Origin of the sequence: Martinezella miluonensis, from assembly GCF_900094545.1 — a bacterium.
Taxonomy (GTDB): domain Bacteria; phylum Pseudomonadota; class Alphaproteobacteria; order Rhizobiales; family Rhizobiaceae; genus Rhizobium; species Rhizobium miluonense.
This window is the reverse complement of record NZ_FMAH01000014.1, coordinates 37580-52527: the sequence shown is the minus strand read 5'-3', so window position 1 is coordinate 52527 and position 14948 is coordinate 37580. Positions and strand designations below refer to the sequence as shown.

The window sequence follows — 14948 nt, the reverse complement described above, 5'->3', positions numbered from 1 at the left end:
CTTACAATGGCAATATGGCGTATGATATCTCCTATTTGTTCGTTGACAGCCCATGGAGGTTCAAAATATGATTTTGCAAATGATTTAAAAGAAGCCCGTAGGGCAAAGGGGTAACATCTATGGCCGAGCGATCTTTTGCGCGCGAGGTCGAGGATCTGAAGCTCGGGGAAGGCGATGTCTTCCGCGGTGAGGGTATTCTCGCAATCACCAAGGCACTTCTGCAGTCCGGCGTATCCTATGTCGGCGGCTATCAGGGATCGCCGATTTCCCATCTCATGGACGTGCTGGCCGATGCCAAGGACGTGATGGAGGATCTCGGCGTCCACTTCGAGACCTCGGCATCTGAAGCGGCGGCTGCCGCCATGCTTTCGGCCTCCGTCATGTATCCGGTGCGCGGCGCCGTCACCTGGAAATCGACGGCAGGCACGAACGTTGCCTCCGATGCGCTTTCCAACCTGTCTTCGGGCGGTGTCACAGGCGGCGCGCTCATCATCATCGGCGAGGATTATGGCGAAGGCTCCTCGATCATGCAGGAGCGCAGCCACGCCTATGCGATGAAATCGCAGATGTGGCTGCTCAATCCGCGCCCGAACCTGCCGTCGATCGTGCAGGCGGTCGAGGAGGGTTTCGAGCTTTCCGAGGCCTCCAACACGCCAGTCATGCTGCAGGTCGGCATCCGCAGCTGTCATGTGCACGGCCAGTTCGTCGCCAAGGACAACAAGCGCCCGGCCTATACGCTGAAGCAGGCGCTGGAGACGCCGATCCGTGACGTCAACCGCATCGTGCTGCCGCCCGCTTCCTTCCTGCACGAGAAGGAGAAGCTGGAGAAACGCTGGCCGGCGGCGGTCGATTTCATCAAGAAACGCCAGCTCAACGAGTATTTCGGTCCCTCCGAGGGCGAGGTCGGCATCATCCTGCTCGGTGGCGCCTATAATGGCGTCATGCGCGCGCTGCAGCAGCTCGGCCTTGCCGATGTCTACGGTAATTCCGCCGTGCCGCTTTACGTTCTCAACGTCGCCTATCCGCTGATCGACGATCAGATGGCCGAATTCTGCGCCAATAAGAAAGCGGTGTTGATGGTCGAGGAGGGGGCGCCCGAATATATCGAGCAGTCGCTCAACACCATCCTGCGGCGCCGGGATATCCAGACCAAGGTCGCGGGCAAAGATGTCCTGCCGATGGGCGGCGAATATACCGCGCCTGTCCTGATGAAGGGCATCAAGAATTTCCTGGAAACCCATCAGCGCGTGCTGCTTGGCAACCAGGCGCCGCTGCCGGATCCGACGCCGATCCTCAACGACCCGAAGATCAAGGCATTGGCGGAAGTCGTGCCGCCGCGCCCGCCTGGCTTCTGCATCGGCTGTCCCGAGCGGCCGATCTTTGCGGCGATGAAGCTGGTCGAAGGCGAGCTTGGCCAGCACCACATTTCCGGCGACATCGGCTGTCACCTGTTCTCGATCCTGCCGCCCTTCAATCTGGGCAGCACGACCATGGGCTATGGGCTTGGGCCGGCTGCCGCCTCGGCTTTCAATGTCGCGGCCGACAAGCGCGCGATCTCGGTCATGGGTGATGGCGGCTTCTGGCACAACGGTCTGGCGACCTCCGTCGGCAATGCCGTCTTCAACAAGCAGGACGGCGTCATCCTCATCGTCGACAACTATTACTCGGCGGCGACCGGCGGGCAGGACATACCGTCCTCGCGCGCGCTCAATCCGCGTCGCAAGACCAACAATTCAATCGTCAATGCGGTCAAGGGCATCGGCGCGACCTGGGTGCGCCAGATCGACCGGACCTATGATGTCGGCAAGATGCGCGACACGCTGCGTGAGGCGCTGACCTCGAAGGAGCCGGGACCGAAGATCATCGTCGCCTCATCGGAATGCATGCTCAACAAGCAGCGCCGCGTGAAGCCGCAATTCGCCAAGGCGGTCAAGGACGGCAAGCGCATGGTCAAGGAGCGCTTCGGCGTGGATGAAGACGTCTGCACCGGCGATCACGCCTGCATCCGTCTTTCCGGCTGTCCTTCGCTGTCGGTCAAGCATACCGACGATCCGCTGAAGGACGATCCGGTGGCGGCGATCGACAATAATTGCGTCGGCTGCGGGAATTGCGGCGAGGTTTCGGAGGCGGCGGCGCTCTGTCCCTCCTTCTACCGTGCCGATATCATCCACAATCCAACGGGTTGGGATCGCTTCGTTGCCCGCCTGCGTTCCCGCGTTATCGGTTGGTTGCAGGCGCGTCGCCGCGCCGGCCGCATCGTCTTCGCAGATTGAGAGGGCGATATGAACGAGCATGTAAGTATGAGTGATCTCGGCGCTAACAGACTTTCGACGGACAAGCCGTTGTCACTTGCCATTCTCGCCATGGGCGGGCAGGGCGGCGGCGTGCTGGCCGACTGGATCGTCGGCCTTGCCGAAGCCGAAGGATGGATGGCGCAGACGACATCCGTGCCCGGCGTGGCGCAGCGAACGGGCGCGACGATCTACTATATCGAGATGCTGCCGGCCCGCGACGGCCACGCGCCGATCTTTTCGCTGATGCCGACGCCGGGCGATGTCGATGTCGTCATGGCGGCCGAGTTGATGGAGGCCGGCCGTTCCGTGCTGCGCGGCCTCGTCACGCCGGACAAAACCGTGCTGATCGCCTCGACGCATCGCTCTTTCGCGGTGGGCGAGAAAGAGAAGCCAGGCGATGGCATCGGCAACCCGGAAGTCGTGGTCGACGCCACGGATTTCGCCGCCAAACGCACCATCGCCTTCGATATGGAGACGCTGGCCGTCAGGAACGGCAGCGTGATTTCTGCGTCCATGTTCGGGGCGCTGGCTGGCTCCGGTGCGCTTCCTTTCGCAAAGCAGGCCTTCGAAGCGATGATCCGCGCTGGCGGCAAGGGCATCGAGCCGAGCCTTAAAGCGTTCAATGCCGCTTTCGACAGGGTTAAGGAAAAGCCGCGCGATGCGGTTTCCGCGACGCCGACGAAGCATTTCGATGCTCTGCCTGACACGGCCGGCCACCCGGCACTCGACCGGCTGGTCAATCGCATCCGTGCGGAATTTCCGGAAGTGGCTCATCCGCTTCTGTTTGCCGGCGCCAGGAGGCTCACGGACTATCAGGATCCGGCCTATGCCGATGAGTATCTGACCCGTGTCGCTGCACTTCATGCGCTTGACCGTAAAGCCGGGGGCGCGGACAAAACCTTCGCTTTCACCGTCCAGGCGGCGAAATATGTTGCCGTTGCCATGGCTTACGACGATGTCATTCGCGTCGCCGATCTGAAGGTGCGCGGCTCGCGCTTCGAGCGGGTGCGCAAGGAGGTCGGCGCCAAGGACGACCAGATCGTCTACATGACGGAATACATGCATCCGCGCATGGATGAAGTCTGCGGCACGATGCCGAAGGGCATGGGCCTGTGGATCGAGAGCCGGCCGCTCCTGTTCGCGCGGCTCGACCGCTTCGTCAATAAGGGCCGGCGCGTCAAGACAGGCACGCTGTTCTGGTTCTTCGGCCTCTATACGGTCTCTGCGCTGCGCCGTATCCGTCGCGGCACTTTGCGTCATTCGCGCGAGGTCGAGCATCGCGAAGCCTGGCTCACGGCCGCGACCAACCTGCTGGCGGCGAACTACGATCTCGCCGTCGAGGTGCTCGGCAACCGCCGCCTTGTCAAAGGCTATTCCGATACGCATGCGCGCGGTCTGTCGAAGTTCGATCGCGTCATGTCGGCCCTGCCGATGCTGCGCGATCGTGAGGACGGAGCCGCTTGGATGAAGCGACTGCGGCAGGCGGCGCTGCTGGACGAGAAGGGTACGGCTCTCGATGGCGCGTTGAAGACTGTGGAGACGCTCTGAGGTTGCGGCGAGTGCGGAGCCTTATCTCGCCCGCCAGGGGCGGATAAGCAGCCCTCCTCAGATCTCGTGCTTGCGGATGTTGTGCAGCACTTTGTGCAGTGTCGAGATGAAAGTGCGATATTCGGCCTCGTCGACGCCGTCGAACATCTGCAGGAAGAGGTCGTACATGGTCGGCCACACCTTTTCGAAGGCGGCGCGGCCTTCCTCGGTGATGGAGACGTCGCGGATGCGCATGTCTTCGACACGCGGCTGGCGGCGGATGTAGCCCTGCTGTTCGAGAGAATCCAAGGTGCGGCTCATCGTCGACTGCTCGGTTACGGCAAAGACGGAGAGCTCGTTGATGGTAACGCTGGAGGAAACGCAAAGGACGGCGAGCGCGCGCATCTTGGCGGTCGTCATGTCGTATTCGCGCAGCTCTTCCGAAAGATTGGCGTTCCAGCGCGCCATCAGCCGGTTCATCAGATAGGGCGCGAAATGATTGAGGCCGATTTCGCCCATGGTCGGGCGCTTAGCGTTCTCATCCCGCTTGCGCCTCAAAACGGTGCCTGAAAACCGTTCTTCCATCGACGATGCTCCCTAGGAAACTTGTTACTTCAGCGATGATGCGAGCAGGAAGCCGGAGCCTCCTCCAAGGCCTGGACCGGGATGCGCGGAAGCGCCGATGTGGTACAGGCCCGATATGTGGGTGCGGTGGTTAACAGATGACTTGAAGGGACGCCAGATGAAAAACTGGTCGAGGCCGCAATAGCCGCCATAGGGGTCGCCACCGACGAGGTTCATGTTCATCGCTTCCAGATCACCCGGAGAATAGGATCGCCGTGCGAGCTTTATGTTGGAGAAATTCTCGATATGGCTTGCTAGCATCGCTTCGATGCGGTCGGCGTAGCGTTCCCGCACCTCTACCGTCCAGCGGCCGTCCTCCGGTGTTGCGATCTCGCCCGCGGCGTCGCCCTTGATATGGCGGGGTGCTTCTGGAAGCTGCAGCCAGAGGATCGATTTGCCTTCCGGTGCGCGGCTCGGATCGAGCGCGACGGGCTGCCCGACGCAGACGGTGGGTTCGGCAGGCAATAGTCCGCGCTCGCATTCGTTGGCGGCGCGCGAGACGCCGTCGAGGCCAGGGGTCAGATGCAGCAGCGCAACCTTGCCGAGTTCGGCATCGGCCTTCCAGCGCGGCGGCTCCGAGAGCGCATAGTGGATCTGCATGTCGCCCTTGCCGTAACGGTAGTTGGCGACGCCGGATTTGACCTCGACCGGCATCGGATCCGGCCAATCCCCCATCAGACGGTCATAGAGTTGGTTGGGTGTCATCGAGCAGATGACGCCGGATTTGGCCCTCAAGATTTCGCCGCTTGCAAGGCGCACGCCGTCAGCACGGCGATTAGGGCCTGGAATGATGGCTGCGACATCGGCGCCAACACGGATTTCGCCGCCGTGATCGGTAATCAGTTGTTCGAAGGCCGTGAGCAGTTTCGCGGCGCCACCTTTGACGATTGGCGTACCGCCGAGTTCCAGTGCAAAGCCGATCACCTTCAGCATTTCGGCGGAGTAGGCGCTTTCGGGTCCGAGGCCGCAATGGAGTACCCAGGGCGCCCAAAGTGCGCGGATATCCTCGGACCTGTAACTGGTTTCGAGATAGCCGCGTGCCGGCGTCAAGGCGTCGCCAAACCAGGCAGCCAGCTTGCGCAGGCCGCGGTTCCAGCCTTGCTTGGCAACAGTCTTAAGGGTCGATCCCGACCACAGTGCGCCGCCGAGCAGGGAAAACAGGAATGGCGCGTCGGCGGCAAGTGCTTCCATCTCACGAGAGAAGGTTTGCCCGTCGCCGAGCGACAATTCGTCGAAGGTGGCGATATTGCGCCGCCTGTCCTTGGAGAAGATGACATGCGAACCGTCGGGCCGCAGCACGCCTGTGGGAAGGTCGGCATGGGCGAATTCCAGGCCGCGCGCCTCGAGATCCTTGCCGATGGCGCCATAGGCGGGCGAGGTGAGGAACAGCACCATGGTCGTTGCCATGACGTCGTGGATGAAGCCGGGCTCGGTGATCTCTTCGGTGCGCAGGCAACCGCCTATGCGGTCGTTGCGCTCGAGGACGAGCACCTTGTGGCCCTTTTTGCCGAGCATTGCGGCCGCGACAAGCGCATTGATGCCGCTGCCGACGATGATGTAATCATGATCGCCCATTGCCGCTGCCCCTCATAGGCAAGATAAAGTGGAAAGGAGGGGCCTAATTTACCCCAGGCCCCAGCCTTCCCAGACTATCATGCAATCAACGCCAAAGCACGAACCGGCGAGCCGGTTCCCTTGACGAACTTCAGCGGAGCGGCGATCAGCACGGCGCCCTTGGCCGGAAGCTGATCGAGATTGGAGAGGCTGGCGAGGCCATAGCGGTTGGCCTTGTGCATGAGGTTGTGCGCCGGGAAGGGCGGGTTCATGCCGCCGGCGGATCCGGCATCGGTGCCAATCGTTTCCGAACCCCAGCCGACAATGCCCTTGCTCAGCAGATATTCGATCGCCTCGGCCGTCGGGCCGGGAGAATGGGGGCCATTTTCATCGGCGTTCAGGAAGGCCTCGGTCGAGCCGTTGCGCTTGTACCAGTCGGTGCGCAGCAGCACCCAGGTGCCGGCATCGATCGCGCCATGCTGGGCTTCCCATTCCTTGATGCTGTCGACCGTCAGCAGATAGTCGGGATTGGCGGCGGCTTCCTTGGAGCGGTCGATGACGTTGACCGGAGCGACGAAATTCTGCGGCGGGATGGTATCCGTCGTGTTGTTCGGATTGTCCTTGCCGGTGATCCAGTGGCAGGGTGCATCGAAGTGAGTGCCGGTATGCTCGCCGAGTTCCAGCCAGTTCCAGGCCCAGAACGGGCCGTCCTGGTTGTATTCGGAGATTGTGTGGACCTTGACCTTGGGCGTGTTCTTGCCGAACTGTGGCGGCAGGTAGAGCACCGGAGTGTCCGGGCCGAGCGGCGCGGTGAGATCGACGACCTTGACGGAGCCTGAAAGCAGGGCCGAGGCGAGGCTGGCGAGTGTGGTAGCGGTCATATGTTGGGTTCCCCTTGTTGTCGCATGACCCCATGCAAGAAGCCGCCTGGCGAGTTCTTTTTCGAGGTCGAGCTTGAAGTCGTTTTCGCCAGGTGCGGGGTGCCTTTCCTCCCGGCACCGGGTCCGCGCGGCGGCAGAATGAGGGAAGCCTATGTCACAATATATGATATTGCAAGCATCGCGCGATGGGTTCAGCGTCCAAAATTGACACCTTTTAAGTTGCTTTCCCGGATCAGGCAAAGCGCTGAAAATGAAGGTAAATTTCGAGAGTTACTTGATTCAATTCTATCCAGGATTGTCTTTGTAGATAAAATTCGCGCTAATAAATACTTGAAGCTTAAAGCTCAAGATGTATGCATGTGACAATAATAATCACCGACGAGTGAGGGGCGAACGATGAGCTATGACGCGATCATAGTGGGAGCGGGGCACAATGGCCTGGCGGCGGCGGTGCATCTGGCGGCGAAAGGCTGGAAGGTTGCCGTCATCGAGGGCAATGCCGAGCCGGGCGGCGCGGTCAAAACCCGCGAGGTGACGCTGCCCGGCTTTAGGCACGATCTTTGCGCAATGAACCTTTCCATGTTCGCCGGCTCCGCCTTCTTTGCGCAGTACAAGAATGAGTTGTTGGCCGAAGGCCTCGGCTTCGTGCCCGCTGCGGATTGCTTCGCCAGCGTCTTCCGCGACAATAGCTACCTCGGCGTCAGTACCGATCTGGAGAAGACTGCGGGTGCCATCGCCGATATATCGCCGCAGGATGCTGCCGCCTGGCGCAATATGCTCTCGCAGTTCGGTGCGGATGCTCCGCATATCTTCGGTCTGCTCGGCTCGCCCATGCCCTCCATGGCCGCCGCCAAGGTCGTCTGGAAGGCGTGGCGCGAAAAGGGGACTGGCTGGGTCTACGACACGGCGCGCACGCTGTTTGCCTCGCCGCGCGATTTTCTCGACGCCCGCTTCCGGAATACCAAGCTCAAGACGATGATGGCTGCCTGGGGGCTGCATCTCGATTTTGCGCCCGATGTCGCCGGCGGTGCGCTGTTTCCTTATCTCGAATCCATGGCCAATCAGGCCTTCGGCATGGTGATCGGCAAGGGGGGAGCCGATACGATCATCAAGGCGATGGCGGCCGTGCTGAAGAGCAAGGGCGGCGAATTGATGCTGGGCACGCGCGTCGACAAGATCGTCACGGCAGGCGGGAAGGCGACGGGCGTCGTTCTTGCCGATGGACGCCGCTATGAAGCGAAGCGCGCCGTTATCGCCAACATCCATCCGCAGATCCTCTTCGGCAAGCTTCTCGATCAGGATCCGTCGCGGCAGGAATTCGACGGCAAGGTTTCCCGCTTCCGTGCCGGCCCCGGCACGATGATGATCCATCTGGCGCTATCGGGTCTTCCGGACTGGACGGCGGGCAAGGCGCTGCAGAATTTCGCCTATGTGCATATCGCGCCGGATCTCGAAATGATGTCCCGCGTCTATGCTGAGGCGATGGGCGGCCTGCTGCCTGTCGAGCCTGCCCTGGTGGTCGGCCAGCCTACAGCCATCGATCCCTCGCGCGCGCCTCCCGGGCAGCATGTGCTCTGGATACAGGTGCGCGTCCTGCCGGCGCAATTCCGTGGCGACGCCGCAGGCGAAATCACCGGCGCTAACTGGGACGCGATCAAGGATGCCTATGCGGAGCGGGTCCTCGACATCATCGAGCGCTACGCCCCAGGCTTGCGTGGCAAGATATTGGGCCGTTCGGTCTTTTCTCCCGTCGATCTCGAACGCGAGAATCCAAATCTCGTCGGCGGCGACAATCTCTCGGGTAGTCATCACCTCGACCAGAACTTCCTGTTCCGCCCCGTTGCCGGCTATTCGCGTTACAAGACGCCGGTCGCTTCGCTCTTCATGTGCGGGGCCTCGACATGGCCGGGTGCGGGAACGGGTGCCGGTTCCGGTTTCATGCTGGGGAAAATGCTGGCCAAGTGACTGCCAAGCGACTTGACGCCCAAACCTTTGACGTTTCAAATATTGCTCCCTAGATCGCTTAGATCAGCGATGCGGAACGATAGACCGAGGCGACGTCATGACAGAGTCCGAGAGTGTAAACGTTGATCTGGAGATCATCGTTCAAGGAGCGCAGGAAGGCAAAAAGCTGGAGCTACGGCTCTGGCTGCGCATGCTGTCGACCACGAAGCTGATTTCGCAGGAAATCCGTCGCCGGCTGCGCAACGAGTTCGGCGCGACCCTGCCGCAATTCGATCTGATGGCGCAGCTTTATCGCGAACGCGATGGCCTACGCCTCGGCGAGCTTTCCAAGCGTACCATGGTTACCAACGGCAATGTCACGGGGCTGGTGGAACGGTTGGAGACGGATGGGCTGGTGCGGCGCGCGACGCCTGACGGTGACCGGCGCGTGACGGTCGCGAAGTTGACCGAAAGGGGGGTGGAGCTGTTCGGCGCCATGGCCGCTGCCCATGAGGGCTGGTTGCGAGATATGATGGCCGATGTAGACCCCGCCATCATCACCGAGCTTTGGCAGGATATCGGTGAGGTGAAGACCTCCGTCAGCAACCATCTTTCCGGCAACGACTTCGATTGACGCCCCTCCGGAGCGGTTCCGCGTTTCATGAAACCCCCAACCGCTCTGCACTCCTCGGAGTTGTTTTAGTGGGCGCGTTCGCTTTTGAATTTCTTCTCCAGTACGCTCACCAGACGCACCATCGGCCAAAGCAGGATGACGTAGATCACCGCGGCCATGATCAGCGGCGAGGGATTGGCGTAAAAGCCTTGGGCATTCTGGCCCTCTTTCAGCAGTTCCGGCAGCGCCACCGTCGAAGCGAGCGACGTATCCTTGAACATCGACACGCAGTTGCTGGTGGTGGGCGGGATGACGATGCGGACCGCCTGTGGCAGCACGACCTTGTAGAGCGTGATCAGGAAGGGAATGCCGAGAGCGGCAGCGGCTTCGAACTGGCCGCGCGGCACGCTTTCGATGCCCGAGCGGAAGACTTCGGCCGAGTAGGCTGCAAGCACGATGGAAAAGCCGATGATCGCCGACCACCAGGCCGAAAAGCTGATGCCGACGAAAGGCAGCGCGTAGTAGATCAGGATCAGCACGACCAGCATCGGCATAGCGCGCATGATGTCGATATAGGCGATCGTCAGCAGCTGCAGCGGCTTGGGGGCATAGAGGCGGACCAGGCTGACGAAGAGGCCGCCGGTCACGCCGATCAGGATGCTGACCACGCCGAGCGCGATGGTCATCCAAAGCCCGCGCAGCAGCTGCGGGAAAGCCGAGATCATGACGTCGGAATTGAAGAAGGTATCGACGAAAGACATTGGCACTCCCGTGTGCAAGACGAAGACAAGATTTCTTAGAGCATTTCCGCATTAAACGGAGTCGCAGAAATGCTCTATCTCTTTGTTTTTACGCAATTCCGGACGCAAAACCGCTTCGCACTTTTGCTGGAATTGCTCTTGTATCTACGCCGGCCGTTACGACCGGCGTAGTTTCATTTCAACGATGATCTTTTGATCACGCCTTGGGGATAGGCAATTCGGTGACGGTGGAGGAGCCTGCCGGCGCCTTGCTGCCGAACCACTTCTCGTGGATCTTTTCCAGCGTGCCGTCCTTCTTCATCGCGGTGATGGCGTCGTTGATCTTGCCGAGCAGTGGCGAATCCTTGGTCATCATCAGGCCGTATTGTTCGCCGGTCTTGATGCGATCCTTGATGGCAAAGCCCTTGGTCTTGACGAAGAGATACTGCATGCCCGGAATGTCGCTGACGACGGCGTCGATGCGGCCGGCGCCGAGATCAAGGAACATGTCCTGCTGTGAATTGTAGCCCTTGACGTCGGCAAAACCCTTAGCGGCCTTGTTGTCATTGACCCATTTTTCGCCGGTCGAGCCGGAGAGTACGCCGACGACCGCGCCCTTGAGATCGGCGAGCGCCTTGATCGAGCTGCCTTCCTTGGCGGCGACGCCCATGTCGGAGTCGTAGTAAGGCTGCGTGAAGGACTGCGACTTCAGGCGCTCCGGCGTGATGGTGATGGACGAGATCGCCACGTCGATGCGCTTGGAGCTCGTTGCGGCAAACAGGGCCTGGAAGCCATAGTCGGCGATGTTGGTGGTCATGCCGGCGCGCTTGGCCGCTTCGTTGACCACATCGACCTCGAAGCCTTCGAAACCGCCATTGGCAGTTTTGTATTCGAAGGGCGGGTTGTTGGGATAGGAACCGACATTCAGCGCATCGGCGGCATAGGTAAAGTGGCTTCCGCCGGCAAGGCCGACGGCGGTCGCTAGGACCAGCAGACTGCGACGAGTTATATGCATTTTTTAGTCTCCCTCTGGTTATGGCTGCGGGTTTTCCTCTTACCCGCGGTATTCCCCGTCCGCCCGTCCGGGCGGCCGTCTCATGTCATCGCATCGACCATGCGGTCGAGGGCGAGACGCATCTGTTCCGTTTCGCGGAAGGTGCACATGCGCAGGAATGCGCGCGACGATTCTCCAAAGTGATAGCCGGGCGCCAGACCGACGCGGGCCGTCTCCAGAATGCGCTCGCAAAGCGCTGTCGCGTCGGCCTCTCCCTGCAGCGCGAAGAAGGCGTACATGCCGCCGCGCGGCTTTTCCGGCAGGATCATGCCCGGTATTTTTGGCAGCTTCTCATAGGCAAGGTCGAGGCCGGCCTTGATCCGGCCGCGGATCTCGGCAATCAGCGGCTCGCCTTGGCGCAATGCCGCGGCAGCTCCCGCCTGTACCATCGCCGATGTACCGCTGTTGACATATTGCGTCATCGCGCCGAGTTGGTCGGCGACGGCGGAAGGATGCGTCAGCCAGCCGACGCGCCAGCCGGTCATGGCCCATGCTTTCGAGAAGCTGTTGATCGCAATCACGCGATCGCCGTCTTCCGCCACCTGCAGGATCGACGGTGCAATCTCGCCGTCGAAATAGAGGCGGGCATAGACTTCGTCAGAAATGATCCAGATGCCGGTGCGGCGGCTGAAATCGAGCAGCGCCAGCATCTCTTCGCGCGAAGCCGTCCAGCCCGTCGGGTTGGAGGGCGTCGACAGGAAGATTGCACGGGTGCGGGCATCGCAGCGGGCAAAGAGCTTGTCGAGATCGAGGCGCCAGTCGGTATCGAAATCGAGCGATACGGCGCGCGGTTCGCCGCCGATCAGATGAATGGCATTGTGGATGTTCGGCCATTGCGGCGCGACGTAGACGACATTGGTGCCGACGTCGACGAGTAATTCAAGCGCCATGTAGAGCGCCTGCATGCCGCCGGGGGCAACCGTGGTGCGCTCGATGGGGATGGGGCGCTCGTGCCAGCGGGTCTGATATTCCGAGAGCGCCTCGTTCAGTGTCGGGAGACCGCGCATGTTCGGGACATAGAAGGTCGCGCCATCGTCCAGTGCTTTCTTTGCGGCGTCGCGGATGAAGGCCGGCGTCACGATGTCGCCTTCGCCGAACCAGAGCGGTATGACGCCGCCGAGTTCCCGCGCGCGCTTGGCGAGGACGGCTATGTTGTCGGTGCGCATGTCGCGGATCTGTGCGCGGATGCCTTCAAGGGCGTCGCGACCGGCGATTGCGTTCGGCAAATTGTGCTGCGGCAGAAGAGACAAGGAATTCCCCTGGGAAATCGGTGTTGAAGGAACGAAACGACGGCCCAAACCTGCGCCTGGATTGCTCTTCATTTTCGAATGCTTATCCAAAAACGAATGCATTTCAAGGACAAATTTTAAGCTTAAAAGTCCATGCTTTTATCCGCTTCGGTTGCTGTCGTTGTGTGCTTTAAAGGCCTGGAATCGTTCATTTTTCCTCGGCCTCCGAAGCGCTCTGATGCTTCTTTGCCTCAGCGATGCCCGCTGCCATGCCGGCGCCGAGAAACATCGTGTCGCTGGCCAGCACGAAGAAGCTTATTCCGCCTTCCGACCAGGCGCGGACATCGTCTGGCGACGGGCGGAAAATACCGACCGCACGGCCGGCCGAAAGAGCCGCTTTGGCGATGGCGCGGATGGCGCCGTCGAGCTTGTCCTTGCCCGCCGGTCCCATCGCATTGATCGAGACCGAGAGATCGCCGGGGCCGATGAAAATGAGGTCGATGCCGTCAACGGCGGCGATATCGGCAACGTTGGCCAGCCCTTCGGCCGTCTCGACCTGGATGGCAAGCACCAGTTCGGCATTGGCCTTGGCGAGATAATCGGGGATGCGGTAGCCATAGGCCGCCGCGCGGCCAGGACCGACGCCACGCGCACCAAGCGGCGGATAGCGCGTGGCCCGTACGGCAGCCCGAGCCTGCTCAGCGGTTGAAATCCTTGGTATCAAAACGCCGGCCGCGCCGGCATCCAAAACAGCTGCAATGTCTTCGGCAGCGTGTCCAGGTACACGAACCATGGCCGGGACTTGGTGGACATTTGCAGCGCGGATCAGGTCCTCGATGCGCTCGCGGCTGATCTGCGCGTGCTCCCAGTCGATGCAGAGGAAATCCACGCCGGAGGCCGCCGCAACTTCGATGGCGACCGGATGCGGGATGGCCGCAAAGGTGCCGACGATCAGCCTGCGCTCGATACAATTCCGGCGAAAATCGCTCATCCTCTTCCTCACACTACAGCGGTCCTCTCAACGAGGGATAGACCGAAAAGCCCTAGCTGCGAAGCGGTATTCCACTCTGAACTCAAGGCCGCTTTCCGTGTCATTGCCGATTGCAGCTGACGACACGGAGGCATTGCGGTGGCGGAGTTGTTCGGGCGCCGCCACCGCTCATGGGCGCAGCTTACTTGCGCCGCGCCATGACCTTGGTCAGCACCGCCTCAAACCGAGCGATCTCCTCGATCTTGTTATAATGCACCAGCGATACACGGATGGCGCCCGTTTCCATCGAAAGGCCAAGGCGCCTCATCAGGCGCGGTGCGAACATGTGACCGTCGCGCAAGCCGATGCGTTCCTTGCCCATCTCATCGGCGAATTCCTGCGGGGTGATGCCTGGCATGTTGAAGCAGATTGTGGGAACGCGCTGTTCGAGACGGTTTTCGTCGGAGATGCCGTAGATGGTGGCGCCATGGCGCTTGAGTACGGCGATCATCTCGCGGGACAGCATCAGCTCATACTGACGGATCGCGCCCATGGCGGCAGCCAAGGCTTCACGGCGGCTATGGTTGCCGGTCGGCAGGAAGCGCCGGCCGAGGCCTTCGAGATATTTGACTGCGGCGTTCATGCCGGCGACGTTCTCATAGGTGAAGGTGCCGACTTCGATCTTGTAGGGCGGCACGTCCGGAATGAAGTCTTCCTTGAATGTGGGAAGCTTGACCAACGCGTCGTAGCGGCCCCAGAGGAAGCCCATGTGCGGCGAGAAATTCTTGTAGCCGGAGCAGACGAGATAATCGCAGCCCCAGGCCTGAACGTCGATCAGGCCATGCGGGCCGTAATGGACGCAATCGAGGAAGGTCTCGGCGCCGGCCGCCTGCGCCAGTTTGCAGACGGCTGCGACATCGACGATCGTGCCGATGGAATGCGCCGTGACGGTGCAGGCGACGAGGCGGGTCTTGTCGTTCAGGAGCGGCTTCAGATCTTCGGGATGCAGCGTGCCGTCCTCGCGCATGCGCCACCAGACGATCTTGGCGCCGTCTGCTTCCAGGGCGAGCCAGGTGGCGATGTTGGCATCGTGATCCATGTCGGTGATGACGATCTCATTGCGCTCGCCGAGCAGCTTGGCAATGCCGAGGCTCACCAGGCGAATGAAGGAGGTAGCATTCTGGCCGAAGGAGATTTCTTCCGGGCGATAGGCGTTGACCAGCATGGCGACGCTTTCGCGCGCTTCGTCGAGATTGCGGTCCACGCCCTGGCTGTACTGGTATTTCGCCATGCGCTGGACGTTGAAATCGATCAGATGGTTGGCGACGGCGTCCACCACCGTCTGCGGCACCTGCGACCCGCCTGCATTGTCGAGAAAGACGAAGTCGCCCGCCTTCTGGATGGCCGGGAACAAAGCACGGACCTCGTCGACCGGAAAACTGTTATGGCCGGCGAATTGCGATGCGGAAGCGGCGGAGCTCATGGGGATCTCGCTCTGGATATCGGGTTGAAATCTCT

12 protein-coding genes are annotated in these 14948 nt (G+C 61.2%); 4 read left to right on the top strand and 8 right to left on the bottom strand.

What is annotated here, in order from left to right; translation table 11 throughout:
* Positions 1 to 119: 119 nt before the first annotated feature.
* Together GA0061102_RS13860 and GA0061102_RS13855 are read left to right on the top strand one after the other, a co-directional pair.
* Positions 120 to 2273 carry a thiamine pyrophosphate-dependent enzyme gene (locus GA0061102_RS13860; RefSeq protein ID WP_092848562.1) on the top strand — a complete coding sequence of 718 codons (2154 nt, stop codon included), beginning with the start codon at positions 120 to 122 and terminating at the stop codon, positions 2271 to 2273.
* A gap of 9 nt (positions 2274 to 2282) precedes the next feature.
* Complete coding sequence (locus GA0061102_RS13855) at positions 2283 to 3842, top strand: indolepyruvate oxidoreductase subunit beta family protein (RefSeq protein WP_092848560.1); 1560 nt, start codon at positions 2283 to 2285, stop codon at positions 3840 to 3842.
* 57 nt (positions 3843 to 3899) lie between these two features.
* On the opposite strand, the gene GA0061102_RS13850 is transcribed toward GA0061102_RS13855, so the two are convergent.
* The 3 genes from GA0061102_RS13850 to GA0061102_RS13840 all read right to left on the bottom strand — a co-directional run bounded on the left by GA0061102_RS13850 (position 3900) and on the right by GA0061102_RS13840 (position 6880).
* Positions 3900 to 4406 (bottom strand): MarR family winged helix-turn-helix transcriptional regulator, encoded by a 507-nt coding sequence (locus GA0061102_RS13850; protein WP_092848557.1) that lies wholly within the window; start codon positions 4404 to 4406, stop codon positions 3900 to 3902.
* Between the two features lie 24 nt (positions 4407 to 4430).
* Positions 4431 to 6020, bottom strand: coding sequence for a phytoene desaturase family protein (locus GA0061102_RS13845; RefSeq protein WP_092848554.1), 1590 nt, complete (start codon positions 6018 to 6020; stop codon positions 4431 to 4433).
* 77 nt (positions 6021 to 6097) lie between these two features.
* On the bottom strand, positions 6098 to 6880 hold the full coding sequence (locus tag GA0061102_RS13840) for a cyclase family protein (protein ID WP_092848551.1): 783 nt from the start codon (positions 6878 to 6880) through the stop codon (positions 6098 to 6100).
* A gap of 396 nt (positions 6881 to 7276) precedes the next feature.
* Here GA0061102_RS13840 and GA0061102_RS13835 point away from each other — a divergent pair, with 396 nt between their 5' ends.
* Together GA0061102_RS13835 and GA0061102_RS13830 are read left to right on the top strand one after the other, a co-directional pair.
* Positions 7277 to 8845: a phytoene desaturase family protein gene (locus GA0061102_RS13835; RefSeq protein WP_092848542.1), complete on the top strand. Its 1569-nt coding sequence runs from the start codon at positions 7277 to 7279 to the stop codon at positions 8843 to 8845.
* Between the two features lie 97 nt (positions 8846 to 8942).
* On the top strand, positions 8943 to 9458 hold the full coding sequence (locus GA0061102_RS13830) for a MarR family winged helix-turn-helix transcriptional regulator (protein ID WP_092848533.1): 516 nt from the start codon (positions 8943 to 8945) through the stop codon (positions 9456 to 9458).
* A gap of 65 nt (positions 9459 to 9523) precedes the next feature.
* Here GA0061102_RS13830 and GA0061102_RS13825 read toward each other — a convergent pair whose 3' ends face one another.
* The 5 genes from GA0061102_RS13825 to GA0061102_RS13805 form a co-directional block, all read right to left on the bottom strand.
* Positions 9524 to 10198, bottom strand: a complete 675-nt coding sequence (locus GA0061102_RS13825) for an amino acid ABC transporter permease (protein WP_092848530.1) — start codon at positions 10196 to 10198, stop codon at positions 9524 to 9526.
* 196 nt (positions 10199 to 10394) lie between these two features.
* Positions 10395 to 11192 carry an ABC transporter substrate-binding protein gene (locus GA0061102_RS13820; RefSeq protein WP_092848524.1) on the bottom strand — a complete coding sequence of 266 codons (798 nt, stop codon included), beginning with the start codon at positions 11190 to 11192 and terminating at the stop codon, positions 10395 to 10397.
* An 80-nt stretch (positions 11193 to 11272) separates the two neighbouring features.
* Complete coding sequence (locus tag GA0061102_RS13815; protein ID WP_092848885.1) at positions 11273 to 12481, bottom strand: pyridoxal phosphate-dependent aminotransferase; 1209 nt, start codon at positions 12479 to 12481, stop codon at positions 11273 to 11275.
* 187 nt (positions 12482 to 12668) lie between these two features.
* On the bottom strand, positions 12669 to 13451 hold the full coding sequence (locus tag GA0061102_RS13810) for an HpcH/HpaI aldolase family protein (protein ID WP_092848517.1): 783 nt from the start codon (positions 13449 to 13451) through the stop codon (positions 12669 to 12671).
* 181 nt (positions 13452 to 13632) lie between these two features.
* The gene (locus GA0061102_RS13805) at positions 13633 to 14913 is read right to left on the bottom strand and encodes a cysteine desulfurase-like protein (RefSeq protein WP_092848510.1); all 1281 of its coding nucleotides are present in this window, start codon (positions 14911 to 14913) and stop codon (positions 13633 to 13635) included.
* Positions 14914 to 14948: the final 35 nt, after the last annotated feature.